General features: G+C 40.1%; 22 protein-coding genes, 1 tRNA gene and 5 pseudogenes. 14 read left to right on the top strand and 14 right to left on the bottom strand.

Annotation, left to right across the window (positions count from 1 at the left end):
- Positions 1-102: 102 nt before the first annotated feature.
- The 6 genes from ACE3JL_RS22900 to patD all read right to left on the bottom strand — a co-directional run bounded on the left by ACE3JL_RS22900 (position 103) and on the right by patD (position 6780).
- Positions 103-831 carry a GDSL-type esterase/lipase family protein gene (locus ACE3JL_RS22900; protein WP_375328467.1) on the bottom strand — a complete coding sequence of 243 codons (729 nt, stop codon included), beginning with the start codon at positions 829-831 and terminating at the stop codon, positions 103-105.
- 261 nt (positions 832-1092) lie between these two features.
- Positions 1093-2058, bottom strand: coding sequence for a M48 family metallopeptidase (locus ACE3JL_RS22895; protein WP_271988564.1), 966 nt, complete (start codon positions 2056-2058; stop codon positions 1093-1095).
- Positions 2059-2291: 233 nt separating this feature from the next.
- The gene (locus tag ACE3JL_RS22890; RefSeq protein WP_375328466.1) at positions 2292-4427 is read right to left on the bottom strand and encodes a glycosyltransferase; all 2136 of its coding nucleotides are present in this window, start codon (positions 4425-4427) and stop codon (positions 2292-2294) included.
- A gap of 80 nt (positions 4428-4507) precedes the next feature.
- Positions 4508-4666, bottom strand: a complete 159-nt coding sequence (locus tag ACE3JL_RS22885; protein WP_271988567.1) for a hypothetical protein — start codon at positions 4664-4666, stop codon at positions 4508-4510.
- 55 nt (positions 4667-4721) lie between these two features.
- A complete protein-coding gene (locus ACE3JL_RS22880; protein WP_375328465.1) occupies positions 4722-6347 on the bottom strand; it encodes a dipeptide ABC transporter ATP-binding protein in 1626 nt (541 codons plus the stop codon).
- A 76-nt stretch (positions 6348-6423) separates the two neighbouring features.
- Positions 6424-6780, bottom strand: coding sequence for a heterocyst frequency control protein PatD (gene patD / locus ACE3JL_RS22875; protein ID WP_271988569.1), 357 nt, complete (start codon positions 6778-6780; stop codon positions 6424-6426).
- A gap of 226 nt (positions 6781-7006) precedes the next feature.
- On the opposite strand from patD, the gene ACE3JL_RS22870 reads away from it, so the two are divergent.
- Positions 7007-9304 carry a RelA/SpoT family protein gene (locus tag ACE3JL_RS22870; RefSeq protein WP_375328464.1) on the top strand — a complete coding sequence of 766 codons (2298 nt, stop codon included), beginning with the start codon at positions 7007-7009 and terminating at the stop codon, positions 9302-9304.
- Between the two features lie 371 nt (positions 9305-9675).
- Here the strand turns inward: ACE3JL_RS22870 and ACE3JL_RS22865 are convergent.
- Together ACE3JL_RS22865 and petJ are read right to left on the bottom strand one after the other, a co-directional pair.
- A pseudogene (locus tag ACE3JL_RS22865) lies at positions 9676-9877 on the bottom strand (hypothetical protein).
- Positions 9878-10288: 411 nt separating this feature from the next.
- A complete protein-coding gene (gene petJ / locus ACE3JL_RS22860) occupies positions 10289-10609 on the bottom strand; it encodes a cytochrome c6 PetJ (protein ID WP_002796336.1) in 321 nt (106 codons plus the stop codon).
- A gap of 192 nt (positions 10610-10801) precedes the next feature.
- On the opposite strand from petJ, the gene petE reads away from it, so the two are divergent.
- The 3 genes from petE to ACE3JL_RS22845 all read left to right on the top strand — a co-directional run bounded on the left by petE (position 10802) and on the right by ACE3JL_RS22845 (position 13306).
- Positions 10802-11179 carry a plastocyanin gene (petE, locus tag ACE3JL_RS22855; protein WP_271988571.1) on the top strand — a complete coding sequence of 126 codons (378 nt, stop codon included), beginning with the start codon at positions 10802-10804 and terminating at the stop codon, positions 11177-11179.
- 242 nt (positions 11180-11421) lie between these two features.
- Entirely contained in the window at positions 11422-13149 is a 1728-nt protein-coding gene (locus tag ACE3JL_RS22850; protein ID WP_002782422.1) for a succinate dehydrogenase/fumarate reductase flavoprotein subunit, read from the top strand.
- Positions 13150-13232: 83 nt separating this feature from the next.
- Positions 13233-13306 (top strand) — tRNA-Met (locus tag ACE3JL_RS22845).
- A gap of 36 nt (positions 13307-13342) precedes the next feature.
- Here ACE3JL_RS22845 and ACE3JL_RS22840 read toward each other — a convergent pair.
- Positions 13343-13489, bottom strand: coding sequence for a hypothetical protein (locus tag ACE3JL_RS22840; RefSeq protein ID WP_375328463.1), 147 nt, complete (start codon positions 13487-13489; stop codon positions 13343-13345).
- Positions 13490-13582: 93 nt separating this feature from the next.
- Between ACE3JL_RS22840 and ACE3JL_RS22835 the strand changes: the two genes are divergently transcribed.
- From ACE3JL_RS22835 to ACE3JL_RS22790, 10 genes are all read left to right on the top strand, one after another.
- Entirely contained in the window at positions 13583-16468 is a 2886-nt protein-coding gene (locus tag ACE3JL_RS22835; RefSeq protein ID WP_375328462.1) for a tetratricopeptide repeat protein, read from the top strand.
- Between the two features lie 80 nt (positions 16469-16548).
- Entirely contained in the window at positions 16549-16785 is a 237-nt protein-coding gene (locus tag ACE3JL_RS22830; protein ID WP_002762131.1) for a DUF4258 domain-containing protein, read from the top strand.
- Positions 16782-17000, top strand: coding sequence for a DUF2283 domain-containing protein (locus ACE3JL_RS22825; protein ID WP_002762133.1), 219 nt, complete (start codon positions 16782-16784; stop codon positions 16998-17000). The genes ACE3JL_RS22830 and ACE3JL_RS22825 overlap by 4 nt, the downstream gene beginning before the upstream one ends.
- 44 nt (positions 17001-17044) lie before the next feature.
- Complete coding sequence (locus ACE3JL_RS22820) at positions 17045-17227, top strand: DUF1902 domain-containing protein (RefSeq protein ID WP_110579679.1); 183 nt, start codon at positions 17045-17047, stop codon at positions 17225-17227.
- 34 nt (positions 17228-17261) lie between these two features.
- The gene (locus tag ACE3JL_RS22815) at positions 17262-17465 is read left to right on the top strand and encodes a hypothetical protein (RefSeq protein ID WP_375328461.1); all 204 of its coding nucleotides are present in this window, start codon (positions 17262-17264) and stop codon (positions 17463-17465) included.
- A complete protein-coding gene (locus ACE3JL_RS22810; protein ID WP_072926116.1) occupies positions 17462-17731 on the top strand; it encodes a type II toxin-antitoxin system RelE/ParE family toxin in 270 nt (89 codons plus the stop codon). Before ACE3JL_RS22815 ends, ACE3JL_RS22810 begins: the two co-directional genes overlap by 4 nt.
- A gap of 47 nt (positions 17732-17778) precedes the next feature.
- On the top strand, positions 17779-18063 hold the full coding sequence (locus tag ACE3JL_RS22805) for a DUF2442 domain-containing protein (RefSeq protein WP_002767949.1): 285 nt from the start codon (positions 17779-17781) through the stop codon (positions 18061-18063).
- 19 nt (positions 18064-18082) lie between these two features.
- Positions 18083-18301, top strand: coding sequence for a DUF2283 domain-containing protein (locus ACE3JL_RS22800; protein WP_004162961.1), 219 nt, complete (start codon positions 18083-18085; stop codon positions 18299-18301).
- A 108-nt stretch (positions 18302-18409) separates the two neighbouring features.
- On the top strand, positions 18410-18724 hold the full coding sequence (locus tag ACE3JL_RS22795) for a DUF433 domain-containing protein (protein WP_002753976.1): 315 nt from the start codon (positions 18410-18412) through the stop codon (positions 18722-18724).
- Complete coding sequence (locus tag ACE3JL_RS22790; protein WP_150975360.1) at positions 18714-19049, top strand: DUF5615 family PIN-like protein; 336 nt, start codon at positions 18714-18716, stop codon at positions 19047-19049. Before ACE3JL_RS22795 ends, ACE3JL_RS22790 begins: the two co-directional genes overlap by 11 nt.
- 353 nt (positions 19050-19402) lie before the next feature.
- On the opposite strand, the pseudogene ACE3JL_RS22785 reads toward ACE3JL_RS22790, so the two are convergent.
- The 5 genes and pseudogenes from ACE3JL_RS22785 to ACE3JL_RS22765 all read right to left on the bottom strand — a co-directional run.
- Positions 19403-20399 (bottom strand): annotated as a pseudogene (locus ACE3JL_RS22785) (ISNCY-like element ISMae2 family transposase); the annotation flags it as partial.
- A gap of 14 nt (positions 20400-20413) precedes the next feature.
- A pseudogene (locus ACE3JL_RS22780) lies at positions 20414-21576 on the bottom strand (IS630 family transposase).
- Positions 21577-21664: 88 nt separating this feature from the next.
- Positions 21665-22879: pseudogene (locus ACE3JL_RS22775) on the bottom strand (ISL3 family transposase).
- Between the two features lie 283 nt (positions 22880-23162).
- Positions 23163-23414: pseudogene (locus ACE3JL_RS22770) on the bottom strand (ISNCY family transposase); the annotation flags it as partial.
- A 278-nt stretch (positions 23415-23692) separates the two neighbouring features.
- Entirely contained in the window at positions 23693-24106 is a 414-nt protein-coding gene (locus ACE3JL_RS22765; RefSeq protein ID WP_375328460.1) for a hypothetical protein, read from the bottom strand.
- Positions 24107-24113: the final 7 nt, after the last annotated feature.

The raw sequence follows: 24113 nt of genomic DNA, 5'->3' as shown, positions 1-24113 counted from the left end.
GAGGAAATTATCTGGGTCTTCTGTTTCACCATTGATTGTCTTGTCCGATAGATTCAGGGTAACAGAAAGCTCCCGTTAAAGCGTCAGCTTAACAGGAGTAGATTACTTTTCTGCAATTCCTGTAAAGGGTTGGATAAAACCATCCACACCGACAAAAGAAGTGAGGGGCGACCAGTTTAAAATATCCTCTAAAATTGATTGATAGCCCTGCACATTGGGATGAAGTCCATCTTCCATTAATCTTTCTTGGCACCACAGATCACCCCGGTCGATCCAGAGATCAAATAAGTCGAGATAGGGAATATTTTGCTCTAGACAAGCTTGTTTAGTGGTTTCCTTAAAACGATACTGATCGCCATGGTTGAAGTAAAAGCAGTCTAAAAAGGGCATTTTTCGCTCATCCACGGGAATCATACCTATAAACAAAACCGGGCAAAGAGAACGGGACCGGTCAAGTAAATGTTCGATTTGAGTTTGAAAAAGATCGTGATCGGTGTAGGTGCGACCATCGGGCCGGCCCAAACGGGCTGTATCATTAACACCGACGGAGAGAAGAATCAGGTCAGGGAGACGATTGCGAATTTCACCCCTGAGACGAAATTCTTGTTCTAAACGTTCGGACACTTGTACTACTCGATCGCCGCGAATACCCAAATTATAGAGGGCATGACCGGCACTTTCCATCCACAAACGACGTAAGCGCTCGGCCCAACCACCACCTACGGGGTCGCCATAGCCATACACAAGGCTATCACCTAAAGCGACGATTTTGAGGGGATGGGTCATGATTAGAGCTTTGTCTTTAGTAGGTAAACGAGAAAGAGTTTGCATGATCGCTCGATCGAATCGGTTGTCCTTTACACTTGTACAGGAATTTGCTTTAACTGTCCGTGTATTATACTACATTAGAAATTTTTCCCTGCGAGTTAACTTAAATACCATGTGATGGGTAAAAAGTCTAAAAGTCTTAGCCAACAAGGGTTTTAGATTTATTCAGCCAGTCCCATTAGTAATTTTGGTGGCTTATGGACTGCTACCCCACCAAAATCGACTTTTTTTTGCTAATTTGGCTGAGTTATAGGCTGTTATAGACTATTCATAGTTTCTTTGTCTTTTTGCCCGTTCAATTTCTGCCTGTAGTTCTGCTATTTGTCGCTGTAATCTTGCGCTTTCGCTATCATTAACATCAACATTAATTGAGCTTTTTACCCCTGTTTTGGCATAGTTTCCTCGGCGAATTTGACGATAGGATTCCGAGTTAAACCATTCCTGTAAATAATGTACTCTTTCTACGGAAAAAGGATGGGTTAAAAAGGAACCATTACCGCCATTATAAATGATAAATTTATAAATCTGGTTTAGGTTATCTTGATCTAATTTTCGGTAGGCTTCCCCTTGGCGAATAAATTCTTCTAAGTTGCATTCATTCAGATATTTTTGACTTCCTCCTGCACATTTCATTAGAGTTCTCAGGACTAAATTTAAATCATCGGTTACTAATAAAGCCGCTCTGTCTGCTGATAATTCGGCTTTTCTGCGCCATTCATAAAAGGCATAAACTAGACCGGTAGTAATGGCTTTTCCTAGTCCTAAAGTGATGTCCCCAAGCAAATTAGCCGCCCCCATCACCCAAAAAGAAAGTTGAATTAAAATACTATGCTCGCATTTTAAATGACCTAATTCGTGGGCAAGAATTACTCTAATTTCTTCTTCATCTAAGAGGTCTAAAAGAGCAGTATTAAAGACTATATAGGGATGTTCTGAACCCAAAGAATAGGCATTAGCTAAGGGGTTTTGACTGACATAAAGATTCGGTTCTGGGGACATATCTAAATCCCGCAGACATTGGCGATATATACCGTATAAAGTGGTGTATTGACGCGGGCCGACTTTTAGATCATTGCCCATTAATAAAATTTGCTGGGGACGTTCATAGAGATATTCGGAAAAACTTTTCGCTAATAAGTCAAACCCCGGAACTGATCTTAATGCTTGTTCAGCTTGCTGATCTAGGGGATGTTTAAAAGCTTGACTGGAGATATCAGGATAACTTGGCATATTTTTTCAAGGAGAAAGGGGAAAGGTTAATCAGAAATAAACTGGTATTAATTGCCAAGTTTTTTAGATTTTCTTGCCAACTTTTTCGAGAGAAATGAGGGGGTTGTAGTCAGGAACTACTTCTAGAAAACTCCGACTTTCTCAATAGGTTTTTAATTCTGAAAAATTGCGGATTCTAGAGTTGATTTCGGTGACATAAAATAGACCTGTAGGAGAAGTGAGCTTTTTTCTTGTTAACTATCTTTAGCAATAATTCCTAAATTTGATAACAAAGTTTGTAGATTAGTTTGCACAGTAGCTGGTTGATATCTCTTAATAGTTTCTAGGGAATTATCGGCCAGTTTTTGCCACAATTGCATATTATCATAGAGTTCGATCACTGCTTGGGCAAATTCCTCGGCAGTATCGGCAATTAAAACATCCTGATGGTCAATTAATCCCATACCTTCCGCACCAATTTTTGTGGTAATAGTGGGTAATCCGAGGGAAAGACTTTGACCAATTTTACCCTTCATTCCCGCACCAAATCGCAGGGGAGCAACAAAAATCCGACTCTTTTGAAAATAGGGTTCTACTTCGGGTACATAACCGGTGACAATCACTTGATCATTGGCCAATTCTTTTACTTCATCCTTGAGGTTACTTCCTAATAAATTAACAGTAATGTCAGGACGGGATACCCAAACTAAGGGCATAATTTCTAAACATAACCACTTAACTGCATCAATATTAGGAGGGTGATTGTAGCTACCAATAAATACTAAACCCGATCGCTGGTCAAAAGCAACTTTTTCTGACAGGGAAATTTCTTCATGGATATTGGGGATTACCCAAACATTTTTCACTCCTAAAGAGGATAAAACCTGCTTTTCGTCTTCCGTTACTACCACGGTTGCTTCCGCTTGATTAGCATAGTTTAACTCTAATTTCTGATAGGTTTCCCAACTCCAGCTAGTATTTTGGTAACTGGGATCGAGATAGTCTTTTTGCCGTTTTAAACGCAGAAAATGCAGGTCAATTGTATCATAAATAATTGGTGCTTTTGTTTTTAAGCGAATTAAGTCCATATACTTATCGCACAATTCAGGACGACACAACCAAACTCCATCGATCAGGGGTAAATATTTGATTAATTTTTCTTCTAGATTATATCTTTGCGCTGTGCCATAAATAACTTCAATTCCCAGCTGTTGCAGGACGGAAGTATAGGGTTGTTCAGGATAGCCATTATCGGGAAAGAAAATCACTGAATAGCCTAAATTGAGCAGTAGCTTAAGAATATTTAATAAACGCACACAGCCGGATTCTCGATCGTATAGTGGAACGTAGGAGTCAATGACTAAAATTGTCGGTTTTCCTTGTAAACGTCGGGCAGCTTTCGGTACATTATTAGGATCGTTATCTAGGTGTTTAGTTAGTACCTTTGACCATTTTTCTCGAAACTTAGTTTGATTAATAACTTGATATTGTTTAATCCCACTGGAAAGGTCTGTTCCCGAGGTGATTCCTTCGTAGTGAATAACGTTAGATTGGGGTTGATAGAGGACTTGATAACCCAATTCTCGGATGGCAAAACATAAGTCTGTATCTTCGTAATATGCGGGGATAAAGTCTTGAGAAAAACCACCTAACTGCTTAAATAAGTCCGTAGGAACTAATAAACTTGCTCCCGAACAATAGTCCACGGGACGCACATAATTATATTCCGGTTCATCGGGACTATCTAAACGTCCATAATTCCAACCATCGGCAGAATTCCAGATAATTCCCCCCGCTTCTTGTTGTTTACTATTAGCATAAATTAACTTGGAACCTACCGCACCAACTTGGGGATTATTGACGATTAATTTTAATAAACTTTCTAGACAATTTTCTAGAATTCTAGTGTCGTTATTGAGAAAATATAGGTATTGACCTTTTGCTTGACTAGCTCCATAATTACAGGAACGAATAAAACCAGAGTTTTCTGCATTAGTTAATACTTTAATTCCTGTGACTAAAGTGGCTAATTGTTCTAAAGTTTCATCAGTGGAAGCATCATTAACAATGATTACTTCATAAGCTAAATCAGAACTTAAGTTAACACTCAAGGATTCCAAACAGTTAAAGGTGTAGGCAAATTGGTTATAAACAGGAATAATAATCGAGACGAAAGGATCATCACTACTGGCAATTTCTAGGGGTCGCGGTTCAGCTAGTTTAGCACTTTCGATCACCTGTTCTTCAAATTCAGAGGAACTCTTTCCTGTGAGAATTTTAATAATTTTTCGTTTCGTCTTTTTGAGTGCTGGTTTCCATCCTTCCTCCTGGAGACTAAAGACAAATTTTTTGAGCAGTTTTTTAACTTTGAAAATAATCATTATTACCATAAATACTCCTCTAGAGAAAACCAATCTTGTGCTAAATTTAAATCTCTTTCTGCTCTAACAATAGCTCCTTCTTTTAATTGTTACTTGAGGTAGTTTCTCGGTTGTTCCATAATATATAATTTAATCGCTTCATTAATTAAATTATCATATTCTTTTTCAGGATAATCACTACTCGCCAACCATCGATCAAGAAGTTGCATGGTATCTTCAGGGAGAGTTATCTGAAGTTGTCTGGCCATTTTGTCTTTCCTAACCATATCTAGACAATAACAATTATAAACCCCTAGAGCGATTTTAGTTGCTGTCGGGATAAATTCTCGGGGCTGCGGCGATTAATTTTTGGGTGTAGGGGTGTTGGGGATGGCTAAAAATCTGTTCAGTGTCACCCATTTCAACTATTTTACCCGCAGTCATCACCGCAATTCGATCGCAGAGGAATCTCGCTAACCAAAGATCATGAGTTATAAATAAATAAGTGAGATTAAATAACTTTTGTAACTCTAACATTAACTCTAAAACCTGTGTCTGGACACTAGCATCGAGCATACTAACCGGTTCATCACAAATAACTAATTCCGGACGAGTAATTAAAGCGCGAGCAATGGCTACCCTTTGCTGTTGTCCTCCCGATAACTCCCTAGGATAGCGTCGATAAAACTCCTCTGTTGGTGTTAAACCGACTCGATCTAACATTTCCAAAACCTGTTTTTTAGCCGTTTCTAGATTAATTTTTTGATGGATCAAAAGCGGATCAGCGATACTTTCTCCCACCGTCATTAAAGGATTGAGACAAGCGAGGGGATCCTGAAAAATCATCTGCATTAAGCGCCGTTTTGGACGCATTTTTTCCCCCGATAAAGGGGTTAAATCTTCTCCTAAAAATTCCACTTTTCCCCCAGTGGGTTTAATTAACTGTAATAGGGTTCGCGATAGGGTACTTTTCCCACACCCCGACTCCCCAACTAAACCGAATATTTCCCCTCGATACAGTTCAAAATTGACTTCATCCACTGCTTTAATAAATTTCTTTTCTTTTTTGAAAAAACTATCTAAAAAGTTACCTTCTAGGGTATAATACTGTTTTAAATTATCCACCTTTAACACCGTTTCTTTGCCTTGAATTGCTGTTGATTTTTCCTCCCGTAACTGTAGGTGTAAAGCTGCGGCTAAAAGAGAACGGGTGTAGGGGTGTTGAGGTGTATTAAAAACTGTTTTTACCGCTCCCGATTCGACAATTTTGCCCCCCTTCATCACCGCTAATTGATCGCAATATTCTCCCACCAGCGCTAAATCATGGGAAATTAACAATAATCCCATCTGTTCCTCGCTACATAAACGCTTTAATTCCCGCAGAATTTCCGCTGAAACCGTCACATCTAAACTGGTGGTGGGTTCATCGGCAATAATTAACTTAGGGTTTAATAATAAAGCTAAAGCAATAGCCACTCTTTGCCGCATTCCTCCGCTAAATTCGTGAGGATATTGGGACCAACGATTAGCGGGAATTTTCACTTTTTCTAGGACAGTACAAGCTTGACTTTTAGCTTGACGATAGGTTAAATTTCCTCGATGAGCTTGCAAAGTTTCCACACAATGATCGCCAATAGTCATCAGCGGATCTAGTCGCGTCATCGGATCTTGAAAGACTAATCCCACCGCTTCCCCGCGAAACTTTTCTAATTGTTTGTTAGATAAAGATAAAAGCGATCGCCCTTCAAAGTTAATCTCACCTTCCACGTGAGTGTGATTGGGTAATAACCTTAAAATAGCCTTACCGATAGTCGATTTTCCACAACCGGATTCACCCACTAATCCCAGAGTTTCCCCTTTGCCTATACTAAAAGATACCCCGTTGATCGCCCAAGAGGGAGAACTTAATTCGGTCGGGTAGGCAATTTTTAGGTTTTTAATTTCCAACATGAGGCGATCGGTAACGATAAAAGTTAGGACTTAGGGTCAAGTATGCCACACAAACGGCGATCGAGCATTTAATTACTTAACCGACAACTTCCCCTAACAAAACCCGACAATACCCCTTTAAAGTCGCCACTCGCTCGCTAATTATCCGTAAACGTTTCTCCCGTCCTTGCCGCGCTGAGGCCAAAAATAACCAATCCGTCTCCAGCAATCGCCAGGATCGATATAGTTCCGTCTGGACCGTGCGCCAACGATTAGCCACCTCTGGGCTGCAATTGTCATCATTTAGTGACAATATCTCCCCTTCTAGACAGGTTTGTAAAGCTTGAAAAGATTTTGATCCCGTGGAGGAATCCCCATCCAGAAGGGTAAGACTGAAATCCTCCAGTTTTCTTAACAAAGATTTGTAGGCTTGATGGTAATTTGTCGGTAGCATCCAATACAAAGCGCGTTAGAATTTGTTACATAAGATTAACGATTTGTCGTCACGGTTGCAAGTCCTCTCTCCTCCCAACCAGAGACAAAAACTTAAAAGAATCGCGTCCTTTTCGCCGATGAGTCCGATTCCAGTGTTAGAGAATTAAGTAATCTGGCATCCCTTCGGCCTAATAATTTTCTAGATTATCCCTCCCCACCACCCCTATTATCCCCCCGATCCAACCATGAACGCCATCACTGCCACCCAACCGGAAACCCTCACTGCCCCTCCCCGGGCTACGGAACCGAAAAAACCCTTAGTTTTACCCGATTGGCTGAAAGAATGCCTAATTACCTACGAAAACGACCCCCAAAATCCTGATAGCGATTTAATCTGTCAGGCTTTTAATTTCGCCCATAAACTCCACGAGGGACAGTATCGCAAATCTGGGGAACCCTATATCGCCCATCCTATAGCTGTAGCGGGATTACTGCGGGATCTGGGGGGTGATGGGGCAATGATCGCGGCCGGATTCCTTCACGATGTGGTGGAAGATACGGAAGTCACCCCCGAAGAAATCGAGGATAGATTCGGTGTTGAGGTGCGTAATTTGGTGGAAGCGGTGACAAAACTCTCCAAATTCAACTTTTCTAGCAAAACTGAAAGGCAAGCGGAGAATTTTCGCCGAATGTTCCTGGCGATGGCTCAAGATATCCGGGTCATCGTGGTAAAATTAGCCGATCGCCTGCACAATATGCAAACCCTCGAACACCTCAACCCGCAACAGCAGCAACGCATCGCCCTCGAAACTAGAGAAATCTTTGCTCCTCTGGCTAACCGTTTAGGGATTGGGCGATTTAAATGGGAATTAGAGGATTTATGCTTTAAATACCTCGAACCCGATGCCTATCGCACCGTACAGTTATTGGTATCGGAAAAACGCATCGATCGAGAGTCCCGCATCGAAACCGTTACTAACACATTGCGGGAAAAATTGCAAGAAATTGGCATAAAAGTTCTTGATTTACAAGGTCGCCCCAAACATCTCTACGGCATTTATCATAAAATGCACAATCAGGGTAAAGAATTCGAGCAGATTTATGATATCGCAGCCGTCCGCATTATCGTCGAAACTAAAGAGGAATGTTATCGTTGTTTAGCCGTAGTTCACGACCAATTTACCCCGATTCCCAACCGTTTTAAAGACTATATCGGTTTACCAAAAGCTAACCGTTATCAATCCCTCCATACCACCGTTGTCGGTTTAAATGCCCGCCCCCTAGAAGTGCAGATTCGCACCCTAGAAATGCACCATGTTGCTGAATACGGTATTGCAGCCCATTGGAAGTATAAAGAAACCGGTTCTAGTCAGACAACTTTAACCGCTGCGGATGAAAAATTTGCTTGGCTGCGTAATCTGCTTGACTGGCAAAAAGACCTTAAAGATGGCCAAGAATACATGGATGGCCTAAAAAATAATTTCTTTGAAGAAGATATCTATGTTTTCACCCCCAAAGGTGATGTGGTGGCCCTAGCCCAAGGTGCAACACCGGTAGATTTTGCCTATCATATTCATAGCGAAGTAGGTAATCAGATGAAAGGGGCAAGAATTAACGGTAAATGGTCAGTTCTTGATGCTCCCTTGCAAAATGGTGATCTGGTGGAAATTCTCACCAGCAAAAATAGTCACCCTAGTTTAGATTGGTTAAATTTTGTCGTTACTCCTAGCGCCAGAAATCGCATCCGGCAATGGTACAAAAAATCGCGCCGAGAAGAAAATATTAGCCGGGGTCGTGATTTATTAGAGAAAGAATTGGGTAAAACTGGCTTCGATGCCCTGCTAAAATCGGAACGAATGCAATCGGTGGCTAAACAGTGCAATTATGTGGCAGTAGATGATTTATTGGCAGCTTTGGGTTACGGCGAAGTTACCCTAAAAAATGTGGTTAATCGTCTGCAAGAAACAGTTAAAAATCAACAGGAAATTTTAACGGTTAAAAATCCGCCCGATGTCCTGACTGATTCCCAATTGATTCTACCACCTTCTCCCGTTCAAAGGGCTTTACCCGTCAGTAAATCACCGATCACCGGTGTGGAGGGATTAGTCTATCGTTTGGCCGGTTGTTGTTGTCCTTTACCGGGGGAAAATATTACCGGCATAGTTGCCCATGCGGGGGAAGGTATTGTTATTCACCGTCAAGGCTGCTCGAATGTGGAAAGAGCCGAAGCTGAACGGTTAATTCCTGTTAGTTGGAACCCCATAGATGACCAGGGACGTTATCCAACTTATCCGGTAAATATTCAGATTGAAGTGATTGATCGCGTCGGGGTTTTTAAAGATATTCTCTCTCGTTTAAGTGACCAAAATATTAACGTTCGCAATGCCGGAGTTAAGACTAATTTCGGCAAACCCGCTTTAATTTCCCTGAAAATTGAAGTAAAAGACCTGCAACAATTTGAACGCTGTGTTAGTCAAATTAAGCTGATGAGCGATATTTTAAACGTTCGTCGCATCAGTCAGGTAAAAAGCGATCGAGAGTAAGTTAAACCTAAAATTTATGCTGATACTCAATACTAAATCTAGTTAACACAAACCACTTTTAAGATATTAGAGAACGGGTACAAACAATCCAAAACCTAAAAGTTTTCAGTTCTGATTGGATAACCCATCAGCAGCCAGAAATAGATAAGTACCTAAGCAAAATTAATTACATACATCTAACCACCTCTTGCCTCTTGCCTTTTGCCTTTCGCCTTTCTTCACTAGAAAATTAATTTTGCACGACTACTTATGGATTGTTTCTCCCTGCTCCGATGCTCGGCAATTTGCCATATCTTATTAAACAGGATTTAGTCTAAAATAGGGCTTGCTAAATAATGGTAAAACCCTTTTAAAATAAGGCTTTTGACCTGTTAAAGTCCGATGTTAGTGCAAGAAAATAGGATTGGGAATTTCAAAACCTTTTGCATGAGCAGAAAACGGGCTTGGCTCTCTTGGGTTTGGTGGGTAAAATGTGTTCTAAGATACAGTCTTCTTGGCGAGGGGGTGGAACGAACCACAAAGACACAAAGGACACAAAGATTGATCGATCATAATGTAAGTTAAACTTATCACACAGAACCTAGAAGAGCCCGGGCTTCTCCGATAAACCCGTTTTCTATGGGTTACTCAACGGATTTAGTATAAGACCATATCGCCCCCTAGCTAACAAAAAGGAAGGCGTTTAAACCTTCCTTACAGCCTCTTTTTGATGACTAAAAAATAAGACAAATACCCCTCCCGACGACCGGCTACTGACTCCTGACTCCGTTTAGCGAACGTCCGAAGTCTCACGCCGAGGTCTAAACGGCTCTGGGGTGTAGGGTTTTACCGATTTTAAGGGGGTCAATTACCTAATTTTCAGGGAAAAAGTACCTGAAATTTTGCCCCGATCACTCCCATATCTGGTACTTTTTGATTGACAAAAGGTCTCAAAGTTCTACCCGACAAGGTTTTTAGATTTTTTCAGCAAACCCTAACTAACTTTTACCAGCCTTTTTCCGCTTGAGCGAGGACATAGTTAGCTACAGTTTCGATATCTTCAGCGCTGAGACGACCACCGAAAGCGGGCATCGCACCCATACCTTTGGTAACTTGGGTAACGATAGCTTCAACGGAATCTTTGCCGTATTTCACTAAATCTTCTTTTTTCAGGGTTTTAGCGGCATTAACCACGTTTTTACCGCCCATGTGGCAGGAAGCGCAGTTAGCACTGAAAATCGAAGCCCCATCAGCTAAAGCGGGACGAGCCATACCGAAAGTAACCACGGCCAAGAGCAAGCACAGGGAAATTAATAATCTTTTCACGATAAGTTCTCCTCTATTTCTTAAGAAATTCCCCAACCATCGTCAGAAAAAAACGGTTTTCTTGTCAAAAGACAAGCTGTCAAACTTCGTGTAGAATTAATTCATGGGACAGTTAAAAGCAAACTTTTACTTTTTTGTCAAAAGACAGGCTGTCAAACTTGTCATCTCCCCTCGTGTAAAGGATTAACAAGCATGAAAAAATTAGGTTTATTGGTCGCTACCGTGGCGCTAGTCGTCTCTAGCTTCTTCTTCAACACTGCCTCCGCTGCTGCGGAAACCTTCACGGTTAAGATGGGCGGTGATGCAGGCACACTACAATTTGATCCCCCCACCCTCACCATTAAAGCAGGAGATACGGTGAAATGGGTTAATAACAAACTTTCTCCCCATAACATCGTTTTCGATAGTGCCAAAGTTCCCGAAGCCCAAGCCAGCAAATTATCCCACAAGGGTCTGGCTTTTTCCGCCGGGGAGTCCTTTGAAAGCACTTTCAGCGAACCGGGTACTTACACCTACTACTGTGAACCCCATCGCGGTGCTGGTATGGTCGGAACGATTACCGTTCAGTAATGATCCGATTTTAAGCAAAAATAACTCGCGGTTAACTGCCGCGGGTTGTTTTTTGGGAATTATGAATTATGAATTATGAATTATGAATTATGAATTGGGAAGAATCAATAAAAATAATCTTCTGCTCCCTTCTCCCTTCTCCCTTCTCCTGTCTCGTGAAATATAAAGTCTCGGTTACAAAAACTCACCTCTGAGCAATTCTCACCCCACCATAGAAACAGAAGCCCGTAGGAAAATCAGCCATGAAAGAACACGATGTCGTTATAGTGGGCGGTGGGTTAGCAGGATGCCGCGCCGCCTTAGAAATCAAACGCCTCAACCCGACTATCGATGTTGCTGTCGTTGCCAAAACCCACCCGATTCGTTCCCACTCCGTCGCTGCCCAGGGAGGTATCGCCGCCGCCCTGCAAAACGTTGACCCCAAAGATAATCCCAAGGCCCACGCCTACGATACCGTCAAAGGTTCCGATTTTCTAGCTGACCAGGATGCGGTGGATATCCTCACCCAAGAAGCCCCCGAAGTTATCATCGAATTGGAACATCTAGGCGTGTTATTCTCCCGTCTCGAAGATGGACGCATTGCTCAAAGAGCCTTTGGCGGTCACAGCCATAACCGGGCCTGTTACGCCGCCGATAAAACCGGTCACGCCATGCTGCACGAATTAGTCAGCAATTTACGCCGTAATCAGGTAAAAATCTACGATGAATGGTACGTTTTACGCCTTATCCTCGAAGAAGGTACGGCCAAAGGCGTGGTTATGTACCAAATCGCCACCGGACAGTTAGAAATCCTCCGGGCAAAAGCAATTATGTTCGGGACGGGGGGCTATGGTCGCGTTTATAACACCACCTCCAACGATTTCGCCTGTACGGGGGACGGTTTAGCTTTATCGGCAAAAGCGGGTATTCCCCTAGAAGACATGGAATTTGTCCAATTTCACCCCACGGGACTCTATCCCGTCGGTGTTTTAATCTCAGAAGCAGTCCGGGGTGAAGGCGCTTATTTAATCAATAGCGAAGGTCGTCGTTTTATGGAAGACTACGCCCCCTCGCGCATGGAATTGGCACCCCGGGACATCACTTCCCGGGCCATTACCCTAGAAATTCGCGCCGGCCGGGGGGTAAATCTGGACGGTAGCGCCGGGGGTCCCTTTGTCTATCTGGATTTACGCCATTTAGGTCGGGAAAAAATTATGAGTCGCATTCCCTTCTGTTGGGAGGAGGCCCACCGTCTCGTCGGTGTCGATGCGGTAGAAGAACCGATGCCTGTACGTCCTACGGTTCACTATTGTATGGGCGGCATTCCCGTTAATACCGATGGTCGCGTTCGCTTAAGTGCCGATACCCTCAGCGAGGGCTTTTTCTCCGCCGGGGAATGTTCCTGTGTCTCTGTCCACGGGGCCAATCGTTTGGGCAGTAATTCCCTGTTAGAATGTGTGGTCTATGGGAGAAGAACCGGCAAATCGATCGCTAAATACGTCGAAAAACGCGCTTTTCCCGTATTTAATCCCGATATTTACCTTCAGGATGCCAAAGAGGAAATCACCGCTTTATTGACCAAAAAAGGCACGATTCGCATCGGTCAACTACGTCAGCAATTCCAAGACTGTATGACCCAACATTGCGGCGTTTTTCGCACCGAAGCGACCATGCGTGAGGGAATTAAACAAATCGGCGAATTAAAGCGCAAATACGAGCAGATTTACCTGGATGATAGGGGGGATTGCTGGAATACGGAACTAATCGAGGCCTGGGAATTACAAAGTCTCATGGTGGTGGGGGAAATTATCCTCACCTCTGCCCTCAATCGTCAAGAAAGCCGAGGGGCCCACTCCCGCGAGGATTTTCCCCAACGGGATGACCAAAATTTCCTTCAGCATACCCTCGCCTATTATTCCCCCTCCGGCATCGATATCGACTATATGCCCGTAGTGATTCAGGATTTCACCCCCGTGGAACGTAAGTATTAACCTCTGGTCGGACGGTAAATGTAAAGTAATTTTACAAACTCCTTGGCATTTACCGAGATTTAGTTCTATACTAAATAAAGCAACGCGGGATAGAGCAGTCTGGTAGCTCGTCGGGCTCATAACCCGAAGGTCAGTGGTTCAAATCCGCTTCCCGCCATTACTTATAAAGCTAGTAGTTAACCCCGATTTCCCGTTAGGGAACATCGAACATTACCCGTTCAAGAGAGCGATTGGGATCAATGTAGGATTGGCGAGAATGGAGACAAGTATAATTATCCATGATCAAGATCTGTTCTGCTTTTAAATAGAGCGGAACGTGATGGGCTTCAAACAGTGCCATTTACAAAATGTTTGAAAGAAGTAGCCAGGATTGAAATCGACCAATCTTAAGTTAGAAAACGGGTTTCTTAAAGAAACCCGTTTTCTGGGTTAGATGTGGTATAACAGAAAAGTGGTTATGTCAGAGGAAAGAGATATGCCATCAATTTTTATTTGTTATTCCCACCAAGACAAAGGATGGAGAGACAGACTGTTAAAATTTCTCGAACCTCTGAATGATGAGGAAGAAATAGTCTGGTCAGATCTGGACATACAACCGGGGGATATTTGGGATGAAAAAATTAAAGACAGTTTATCACAAGTAACAATTGCGATGGTATTGGTTAGCCAAGACCTGCTTAATTCTCGTTATGTGAAGAATGAAGAATTACCCCGTCTTTTGAAAAGACGTGAAGAAGAAGGAGTCGTTATAATTCCTATATTTCTTAGACATTCTACTGTGAAAAGTGTTTCTTTTAAATACACTAATGAAGAGGGAATAGAACAAAGATTTTACTTACATCAATTTCAGTCTCCTAGCAATAATTCTCCCAGCAATCCTCTCTGTGATCTAAAGAAATCAGAATATGAAAAAGTTTTCGTATCCGTTGAGGATAAATTGCGATCGCTGATTGAAGAATCTAAAAAAAAACAGTCTGAACCCTCTAAAAAAGCGGTCCAACCCCTGACCACCTCTGGGTTAGTGGATACGCAACTCCCACCCGTGCGTAGATGGCAAGGACGACGGGAAGAATTGCAAGAACTCCAAACAGCGTTAGGGAATGACCATCTAAGGTTAATCGAGATTACCGCCGCCGGAGGTTATGGTAAAACTGCTCTGGCGAGAAAGTTTACAGATCAATTAACTGCTGATTGGCCGGTATTATGGGTTAATTTTAACCAGCCTTACCCTTTGGCACAGTTCGGACGGTGGTTATTAGAGGAGTTAAAACAAAATTATGATGAAAAATGGAATGATGGGCAATTAATAGACGCAATCAGCAAAGGGTTAACCGCTAAACCCTGTTTATTAGTGTTGAATAATTTGGAAACGGTACTAACTGCCCCAGTAAATTTGGTTTATCAGCAATTCTTGCAAAAATGGTTAAACACAGAAAGCAGCAGTAAGCTATTAGTCACCAGTCGAGAACAGCTAAAATTCCCCGTCAATTTGCAAGATTATTATTATTCTTGGCCTTTAAAAGGGTTAAAAGAAGCGGATGCGATGCGTTATGTCACCGAAGATCACGGCTTAACGGGAAGCGATGAAGAATTAGCCCAATTTGTCGATAAAATGGGAGGTCATCCCCTCTTAATGGAATTGGTTTGTAGTTTGATGAAAGATAAGTTTGGGAAAGGGGTTTCTGTCACCGAGTCGCAAAATTTGGGCTTAAATCTGTTTGATGTGGAAGGGTATCACCGCGACACGGAAACCTGTGTCAGAGAAGTGATTACCGCCAGTTTAGCGCGATTATCGAAAGAGTTTAGGGAGAGTTTAACGCGGTTATCGGTATTGCGCGAGAGTTTTGATTTAGGGTTAGCGCAGGGATTAACCCCAGAAATAACTGACCAAGATTTACGACATTTTGCTCGTTTGTCTTTATTACAAGAATTTCCCCCCGAACCCAAAGCGAGAAAACCGCGACGGTTTGAGTTTTTGCCTTTAATATCAATGGTGGTGCAAGATCAAGCAAATCCTGAAACATTGCGATCCGCCCATCAATTAGCCTTAGATTATTATTTAGCTCATTTACCTGTCCCTCCCTGGGAATCCTTGGAAGATTTGAAGGAATATTTAGAGGCGTTTTACCATGCAGGAGCATTGGGAGAATGGCAGTTAGCATACAATATTTTGAATGAGGATCGAGGTGGAGAAGGGAAAAATAAATCAGTTCATAGTTTTTTAGATTTACAAGGATTTTATCGTAAGCAAGCAGATCATTATGAACAGGTGATTGCAGGGAGTCAACGGCAACAAGATTGTTATCGTAACTCGTTAAACCGTCTAGCCCTTTGCTATGATTCCTTGGGGCAGTATGAAAAAGCGATCGCCTATCACCAGCAATCTCTCGAAATCAGTGAAGCAATGGGCGATCAGCAAGAGGTGGCAATTTCTCTCGGGAATTTAGGCAATTGTTATAATTGCTTGGGACAGTATGAAAAAGCGATCGCCTATCACCAGCAATCTCTCGAAATCAGTAAAGAAATCGGCTATCGGCAAGGGGTGGCAATTTCTCTCGCGAATTTAGGCAATTGTTATAATTGCTTGGGACAGTATGAAAAAGCGATCGCCTATCATCAGCAATCTCTCGAAATCAGTGAAGAAATCGGCTATCGGCAAGAGGTGGCAATTTCTCTCGGGAATTTAGGCAATTGTTATAATTGCTTGGGACAGTATGAAAAAGCGATCGCCTATCACCAGCAATCTCTCGAAATCAGTGAAGAAATCGGCTATCGGCAAGGGGTGGCAATTTCTCTCGGGAATTTAGGCAATTGTTATTATGACCTAGTACAGTATGAAAAAGCGATCGACCTCTACCAGCAATATCACGACATCAGTAAAAAAATCAGCTTTCGGCAAGGGGTGGCAATTTCTTTCGGTAATCTAAGCAATTGTTATTTTTCCTTGGGACAGTATGAAAAAGCGATCGCCTATCACCAGCAATCTCTCGACATCAGTGAAGCAATGGGCGATCGGCAAGGGGTAGCATTTTCTCTACATACTATAGGGAGTATATTGCTCAAACTAGAAAACTACAGCGAAGCAGAAAGAAAAATTCAAGCATCCTTAGTAATTTCTCAAGCTATTGGTTATAAATATTTAATCGCCTATAGTTTAAGAGTCCTTGCGAAAATTGCCCACCAAACTAATCACCCTGAACTTGCCCTCAGGCATTGCCAACAAGCACTTAAATTATGCCAAGAATTGGGTATTCCCTTGGTTAAAGAGTGTGAGGAATTGTTAGGGCAAATTCAGGGGGATGTAGCAGACAATCTATAAAATTATCCTTAACTCCCATTAAGCAAAACTATGAAAATTAACTTCATTGATACTTATAAGCAAACAATTCAATCGCCTCAATGAAATTTACTCAATACTTTTTAGCCACCAGAAAACGACCAGATCGAGCCAATATCAAAATGGAATGGATTGAATACACAATCAATAATCCTATTCTGGAAGTTCACCAAAATGATGGACGAATTCGCCGCTGGGCATTAATTGAGGAAATAGACAACAAGGCGTTGAGAGTTGTCTTACTCGAAGATGGTATCACAGTTCACAATGCTTTTTTTGATAGGAATTTTAAGCCATGAAAATCACCTACTTTCAAGATACGGATACTCTATATTTAGAGTTCAATAACAATCCTATTGTCGAGACTCAAGAAATCAATGAAAATACCTTAGTCGATCTTGATAAAAATGGGAACATTTGTGCAATTACCTTAGAACACGCCAGAAGCTTAACGGATCTGAATGCTTTTTCCCTAGAAACTATTGTCGCGCCTGAATTAGCTTCAAGTTTATAAGAGTTGTCATAATAAAATTATTCTATAAACTCTATGGATTCCCCATGCAAAACCCAATTAACCTCACTATTGAACGCTTGCAAGAAAACGGACAAGATTACTATGTCGCCACCAGTCCCGATATACAAGGACTTGTCACTGAAGCTGATACCATAGATGCCGTCATTGATATTGCCAAAGACTTAATTCCCATCCTATTAGAATTGGAAACAAAGGAGTGTGAATAATGCAAACCGTCCACAAAATGAGGAACAATTAATTATGAACATCAAAGATTATCCCTTTGCTCAAGACTTGATTACAGATAATCAAGGTCAGATACAGCAAGTTATCATTAATTTTGAAGATTATCAACAAATAATAGAAACCTATGAAGATACTGGACTCTATCGCGCCATGATAGACGTTAAAGATGAAACTCCCTTAAGTCTTGAGGAAGCATTAATTGAATTAGAAAAAGAATGAAAATCAACTATCTTCCTACTTTTATCAAGGATCTTAAAGATTTAAAAAGTACCTCCCCTTACTCAGTCATAAAAAACCTTGTCTTTACTGATATTTTAGCAGTTAAGCAGCTAAGCGAAATTAACAACCTTAAAAAATTAAAAGGAGAATATAATGCCTATCGTATCCGAATTGGTGACTATAGAATTGGTTTTTTTATTGAAGAAGATACAATTACATTTGCTCGTGTTCTTCATCGTCGAGAATTCTATCGTTACTTCCCCTAATATTTCGCCAGATTGAGAACCAGTTAAATAGAATAAACGGATAAACCATGCTAAAAGATATTATTGAAGTGAAACCTCTAAATAATTATCAACTTTATCTTAAATTTGAAGATAATCAAGAGGGGATTATTAATCTTGAAGAAATTATCGAGTTTGTTGGCATTTTTCAACCGCTCAAAGACTTAGACTTTTTTAAAACTGTCAAAATTAATCCTGATTGGGGAACAATTTATTGGGAAAATGGGGCTGATTTAGACCCCGATGTTCTTTATTCTCTCATCACGAATCAATCTCTTAACGACTTAGAAAAAGATGACTTACAACTTATTTAAAGTAGAGGAATTTTAAGCCATGAAAATCACCTACTTTCAAGATACGGACACTCTATATTTAGAGTTCAATAACAATCCTATTGTCGAGACTCAAGAAATCAATGAAAATACCTTGGTAGATCTTGATAAAAATGGGAACATTTGTGCAATCACCTTGGAACAGGCCAGAAGCTTAACGGCTCTGAATGCTTTTTCCCTCGAAACTATTGTCGCGCCTCAATTAGCTTCAAGTTTATAAGAGTTGTCATAATAAAATTATTCTATAAACCTTGACGTGATATAATATATATAACATTTGGGCGCAGATTCCTTGTGACCCTATAATCGGACAAATTCGTTATTATCAATGACAACAACTTTAATCAATCACATTGAAATTACCCCAGAAACCTGTGGCGGTAAACCGCGCATCGCAGGTCATCGCATCAAAGTCCAAGATGTCGTTATTTGGCACGAACGCCTGGGAATGTCACCCGATGAAATTGTTTATCATTATCCCAGCATTACTTTAGCTGATGTTTACGCGGCCCTTTCTTACTATCACGATCACCTTGAAGAAATTAGACAACAAATCACAGATGATGATACCTTTGCCAAGGAAATGCAAGCTAAAACACCTTCTCTAGTCCAAGAAAAACTAAAAAAAATGAATGGGCAATAAAATTAAATTTCACCTTGATGAAAATGTAAGCTATAGCATTGCTCTTGGATTGCGCCAGCGAGGCCTTGATGTTACTACCACTCCAGAAGAAAATTTATTGGGGGTATCTGATGAAATACAATTGCAATTTGCTTTAGCCAATGGTCGCGTGATTTTTACTCAAGATACTGATTTTTTAAGAATCAATCAATCATCTATAACTCATGCAGGAATTGCTTACTGTCCCCAACAAAGTAAATCTATTGGTCAAATAATTCGAGGACTACTCTTAATCTGGGAAATTCTTGAACCGGAAGAAATGTATAATCACATAGAGTTTATATAGAACCGCATGAAAAAGTGAATTAGTATTTGGCCAGCAATTCTCATTTTGAAAAAAATCAGATAAAATTCTCTTATTTAAATAGAGAACTTGTGTAGAAGCATGATTTTTTGACAGATAATTATCATCCAAAGCTGGAGATAGACAGGTTTTAAGAACTTTGTCCACAAAAAATCGATTTCAACTCATAAATCTGGATGAAATTCTAACAAAATTTTTAGTTTTTTTTATGAACAACTTTCTTTTTTTTCTTCAAGAGTTCTGACATTTTTAACTAGAATTTACTTTTTTAAATGGGACATATTCGGTTAGAATAAATGAGAAAAATTCCGACCAATTCTTAAACCAAATAAATTTTAATAGGGTACGAATATCATTAAAGAAAGAAGTCCTAGTTACTAATAGCTCACGAATCTTTTGATAGGTGTAATTAACTAAATCCAACACGGTATGAAATAAAAAAGCTAGTAAATTCAAAGACAATAAGAACTCGCACAAATGATTCTGACCATGACCAAAGTTATGCTCTAAATTATAACCGTGATTTTTAAGAACGTTATTGCCTTCATTTTCAACTTTCCATCTGCTACGTCCAGCTTTGACAATTTCTTCGACATTATTTTCCGTGATTTTATGATTAGTTATCCAATTATTTTGGTAGATAGTTTTCTGGGTTTTTTCATTAATAACAGTCACTTCACACCAATTAACTTCGAGACTTGAGTCCCCCTCTCTTAAGGGAACTCTAGAAGCATAACGATAACGATAAATTAGATTTTTTCGTCCATCCCATTGTTTCTTTTCAACGGTCCTAACTTCGCCACTTTTTTCTAAAAATTCTAGCCATTCATATAAAGTTTTATGCGACGTTTCCAAACAAACAAAAATAAAATTATAACCTTGTTTTACCGCTAATTTACAAACAGGTTCGTGAGAATATAAGTCGTCTCCTAAAAGAGTTACAGGATAACCATACTTATTTTTATGATTCCTATTTAACCATCTTTTAACGGCCGCATTTTCACAGTCTTGTTTTTGATGTCCATCTTGTTTTTTAATGAATTCTGGCTCTAAATTAATTACTTGTTTTTGCTTAGGAGAAACTACTATCGGTGTGACACAGCCATGAAAATAAGTTGTAGTTCCATTTCGATGATTACGACAGTTACAATGAGGGCAATTAATTTTCTTTGATGAGAAATATTCTGTGCCATCTAACGCCACTAATATTTCTCCATCTAAGTAGAGAAACTTTTTCAAAACTCCCTTTTCTTTTAACCATTCATAGACTTTTTGAAAAGTCCTAGAGATATTAGATGCTGGCACTGGATCTAACAAATTTCTTATTTGATTAAGCTTTTACGCATTTAAGTTACATTGACAGCATTACCCTTATTTTTAAGTTTTCTACTCCATTTAATAATCAATCCCCCTTCATTTAAAAGCTGATTGACTACTTTTTCCAGTTCTTCTTTATTTTCAAATTCTCGATTAGCTATGTATTCTTTAGCGGAATGCCACACTAATTCTATTAGGTTGTAATCTGGACTATAAGCTGGTAAAAACTCTAGCCTAATATTGGGCAACTCTTTTTCCACCTGCTCAATAACATCTTTCTTTTTGTGATAACTAGCATTGTCTAATATAATGATAATCTTAGGTCCCTTTTCTCGAAAATCTTCGGGCAGATTTCCCAAGTTTATCCATTCTTGACGAATCTCTTCATGAAGTTTCTTTAATTGTTCATGGAAAGTTTCTGAATTTCCTTTTTTGATCATAAAACAGACTCGTTTTTTGTCATTATATCTTAAGGCTCCCATCACATTCACCCTTCCTCTTTTTCTTTGTCCATTCACTTTTTTTCGCTTTCCTTTTTTTGTCCAAGCTCTCCTTCTTATTACTCTCAAACTAAATCCACATTCATGAGGGGCTGTGTGGCGAACCTGCGTCGCCACCTTGAAAGCCCCGTCCCAAAACCATACCTGGATTGACTCTGGCTTTTCTTTGGCCAACTTTAAATATTCATCTAATTTTTCTTTAAATGCTTTTCTTAATTTCTTGTCTTGCTTATCTTCCAGACTATATTTCGCCCAGATATACACATACTTTTTTCTTCTCAATATTCTTCTCACTTGCGAGCCACTCAGTTTAATTCCTGTTTCCTTTTCTAGATGCTCTGCTAATCTTGCCGCTGTCCATCTCCCGAATTCATATCCAAATTCCTTCGGGTCTTCATCAACTATTTTCAATAGTAAATTAATATATTCCTCTGTGGCTTTTTTATGATTTCCATTTTTTCTCCCATCTTCTAGACTTTCTAAATTGTTAGGATCGCCCTGAACACACCAATGGGCGACCGTTTTGAGTGAACAGCCAATAAAATCAGCTATTTCTCGTTGACCCTTCGGCTTCGCTCAGGCTTCGGCCGTGAGCTCAGCCGAACGGGTCAACGTCGAGGCTTCGACGGTGAGCTCAGCCGAACCGCGAAGTCGAGACGTTGAGTTTTTCCGTCGTTCAGCAAGAGAAACATTAAAATTCTTTCCCTAACCTCTGCTCTTTCTTCTTCTTTAAGAGCTTTTTGTAAGTTTTTCTGGCTCTTCGTTACCCTTTATGCTGAATCAACAGACAAGATGCCAAGACAACATACTTCTAACCCAAAAATTCCGAAAGTTTCTAAAGCCATAGCCTCTCCGTTTTATTAGTTTAAGTTTATTGTTGATTCCCTCGACCACCCCATTTGTTGTCCTTTGCTCGAAATAACTAATTATTTCTCCAAACCAGTTTCGGATTGTTTGACAACTCTTAGTAAAAACACTGGAGGATTTTGCCAACCATTCCGAGATGGATAGCATTCCCTCTGTCGGATTCTCTGAGGTTTCATAAATCTTTCTAAATTCTTCCTTTAATTCCTGCATCTTTTTCAAATTTGGAAAATTTTCTTTGATAGCTTCTAGTTTAATTTTTTGGGTTTCCGTTAAATCTTTTTCATTTTTTAACAAGCTATATTTACTTCGCTTTAAAACTTCTAGCTTTGCTTCTTTTTCCGCTTTCTGTTTTTTATTTTTCTGCGCTTCTACCGCTCTTTTTTCTGCTTTTCTCTGTTCGTCTAACTCTTGATTAATTTGTTTCATTACATGGAATCTATCGGCGACTACCTCGGCCGATGGCATCAATTCTTTCACCAAATTTTTATAGGGCAACCAAAGGTCTATGCTGACTTCTTCAATTTGCTCTAATACCTCTTTTCCCCACCCTGTAAGCGTTTCCCTCAATTCTTCTTGTGTTCGCTTCTCTAGAATAGCTATTAGTTTTCTCGTATCTAAATTTACTAAAACTGCACAGTAATTTTTTTGTCCTTTGACTAGAGCGATTTCGTCAATTCCTAGTCTTTTTAATTTCGATAGGTCTGTCTCTGTAATTTCTTCAGCTATGTCCTCTATCATTCTTTGAATCTCTTCTTCCGTTACGTCATTTCTTCGGCTAACATTTAAAATATCTCCTGATTTTAATTGTTCGAGTATATTCTCGGCTAGTCTTTTCGTATAGGTTCGTTTCTTGGCGACAAAATCTAACTCTTCGCTAAAGGGTTTCTGACAATTACCGCACTTAAATTGACGACGATTAACTTGTAGGTACACTGGTTGACCTGAGAGCGGTAAATCTTTGACTAAATGTCGATGATTTTGGTGGAGTTTATCGCTCTCTAACCCACAACGAGGACAGACTGCTTTTTTATTTTTCGATTCGACTGGTCAAACTATACCGATATTTTCTAGGTGTAGATAGCCTTGAATAGAGGTTCCTTCTAGGTTCAAAAATTTGTCAAGTATCATAAGTAAAATACTCTGGTTTTTGGCTATTATATCAAATCTTAACTCGATTGTCTATCTTTTTGTATTAACCAGTTTGTGCCTTAAACCTTTTCCTGTATGGGTTTCAGCTATTTTTGGGCGTAGGCTCTCTCATCGAATTTTATTTTAAGTTAATTATTTGCATAACAGTTACCGAAGAGCCGTTTTTCTTTTCTTCTAAGTCTAGGAAATCTTTGGCTGGCATAAGTAGGATTTTTCTCAAGTTACTATTTCTATTTTAGGTGGTTTAAGTGCGTTTTAGCTTATCCCCAGGAATTTTTTTAATTGAAAATAAACTTTCAGCATTATCTTTTCCCTTATTGCTTTTCATTAAACGTTGATGGTCTAAAAAAGACGGCGACTGAGTAAAAAAGACTGAAAATGCAGCCATCACGGCATCTTTTATCTCATATTTTCTATTATTTCCAGGTTTCCTCTCATCGGGTAAATCATCTAATTCTTGATGTAAAAATTGCATTAATTCCGAAATTTCTAGGGTTGCCGCTTTTTGAGCCATCTTGGAATAATTTGACGTGCTGGTGGATTTCTATCTCACCTATTTTACCTTAGCTGACAATAATTATAAATTTTTATTTCCCTTGAATTCTCTATTCTAAAAACAGAACTATCTTCCTGATTTAACCCTGTTCGTTCTCAGCCAACCTCTTTGATTGCTTGAGTATTTATACTTAATTTGTCCAGCCAATTGTTTTTTTTATTGTTCGCCTCTTCTAGAAAATAGTTGCTTCGTACTATATTTTCCCTGCCAAAATCGGGGTTAATGCTCTATTTATTTCAAAATGAGAATTGCTGAGTAGGAACTGGATTATGAGGACAATAAGCTGTTCCAGGAGGAACAATTTTAGGAGAGCCACTTCCAGGCAGACCCCATTGGGTTGGGTCACAATTATAATCTCCAGCCGCAAACCAAGAGCCACCTGTAAGATTTATATTAGCAAGTAGTCCAGGTCCATCATTGCCATTACCTGAAAAGGCGTGAAGACTAAAAATGTCTGCGTTTCCTGCTGGACCATACAAAAGGCGCATCCCAATGGCTGGTCTACCCCCCAGTGGATTGGGAATATAGATTAAATTCAAAGGGGGCAATACAGAGGCAACAGCTACATTATTTCGATGTCCTGTAGCATCTGTTTCAATCCAGATAATATAGACATTAAAAGGTCGGCTAGAAGTGCCAAGATTCCACAAAAGATAA

This window comes from Microcystis sp. BLCC-F210, assembly GCF_042134685.1.
Classification (GTDB): domain Bacteria; phylum Cyanobacteriota; class Cyanobacteriia; order Cyanobacteriales; family Microcystaceae; genus Microcystis; species Microcystis aeruginosa_D.
The sequence above is the reverse complement of the archived record's forward strand: the minus strand, read 5'-3'. Positions and strand labels throughout refer to the sequence as shown.

What these genes read in the sequence shown, in the direction of transcription:
- ACE3JL_RS22900 (WP_375328467.1), bottom strand. Translation starts at nt 831, where the DNA reads ATGCAAACTCTTTCTCGTTTACCTACTAAAGACAAAGCTCTAATCATG.
- ACE3JL_RS22895 (WP_271988564.1), bottom strand. Translation starts at nt 2,058, where the DNA reads ATGCCAAGTTATCCTGATATCTCCAGTCAAGCTTTTAAACATCCCCTA.
- ACE3JL_RS22890 (WP_375328466.1), bottom strand. Translation starts at nt 4,427, where the DNA reads ATGGTAATAATGATTATTTTCAAAGTTAAAAAACTGCTCAAAAAATTT.
- ACE3JL_RS22885 (WP_271988567.1), bottom strand. Translation starts at nt 4,666, where the DNA reads ATGGCCAGACAACTTCAGATAACTCTCCCTGAAGATACCATGCAACTT.
- ACE3JL_RS22880 (WP_375328465.1), bottom strand. Translation starts at nt 6,347, where the DNA reads ATGTTGGAAATTAAAAACCTAAAAATTGCCTACCCGACCGAATTAAGT.
- patD (WP_271988569.1), bottom strand. Translation starts at nt 6,780, where the DNA reads ATGCTACCGACAAATTACCATCAAGCCTACAAATCTTTGTTAAGAAAA.
- ACE3JL_RS22870 (WP_375328464.1), top strand. Translation starts at nt 7,007, where the DNA reads ATGAACGCCATCACTGCCACCCAACCGGAAACCCTCACTGCCCCTCCC.
- petE (WP_271988571.1), top strand. Translation starts at nt 10,802, where the DNA reads ATGAAAAAATTAGGTTTATTGGTCGCTACCGTGGCGCTAGTCGTCTCT.
- ACE3JL_RS22850 (WP_002782422.1), top strand. Translation starts at nt 11,422, where the DNA reads ATGAAAGAACACGATGTCGTTATAGTGGGCGGTGGGTTAGCAGGATGC.
- ACE3JL_RS22840 (WP_375328463.1), bottom strand. Translation starts at nt 13,489, where the DNA reads ATGGCACTGTTTGAAGCCCATCACGTTCCGCTCTATTTAAAAGCAGAA.
- ACE3JL_RS22835 (WP_375328462.1), top strand. Translation starts at nt 13,583, where the DNA reads ATGTGGTATAACAGAAAAGTGGTTATGTCAGAGGAAAGAGATATGCCA.
- ACE3JL_RS22830 (WP_002762131.1), top strand. Translation starts at nt 16,549, where the DNA reads ATGAAATTTACTCAATACTTTTTAGCCACCAGAAAACGACCAGATCGA.
- ACE3JL_RS22825 (WP_002762133.1), top strand. Translation starts at nt 16,782, where the DNA reads ATGAAAATCACCTACTTTCAAGATACGGATACTCTATATTTAGAGTTC.
- ACE3JL_RS22820 (WP_110579679.1), top strand. Translation starts at nt 17,045, where the DNA reads ATGCAAAACCCAATTAACCTCACTATTGAACGCTTGCAAGAAAACGGA.
- ACE3JL_RS22815 (WP_375328461.1), top strand. Translation starts at nt 17,262, where the DNA reads ATGAACATCAAAGATTATCCCTTTGCTCAAGACTTGATTACAGATAAT.
- ACE3JL_RS22810 (WP_072926116.1), top strand. Translation starts at nt 17,462, where the DNA reads ATGAAAATCAACTATCTTCCTACTTTTATCAAGGATCTTAAAGATTTA.
- ACE3JL_RS22805 (WP_002767949.1), top strand. Translation starts at nt 17,779, where the DNA reads ATGCTAAAAGATATTATTGAAGTGAAACCTCTAAATAATTATCAACTT.
- ACE3JL_RS22800 (WP_004162961.1), top strand. Translation starts at nt 18,083, where the DNA reads ATGAAAATCACCTACTTTCAAGATACGGACACTCTATATTTAGAGTTC.
- ACE3JL_RS22795 (WP_002753976.1), top strand. Translation starts at nt 18,410, where the DNA reads ATGACAACAACTTTAATCAATCACATTGAAATTACCCCAGAAACCTGT.
- ACE3JL_RS22790 (WP_150975360.1), top strand. Translation starts at nt 18,714, where the DNA reads ATGGGCAATAAAATTAAATTTCACCTTGATGAAAATGTAAGCTATAGC.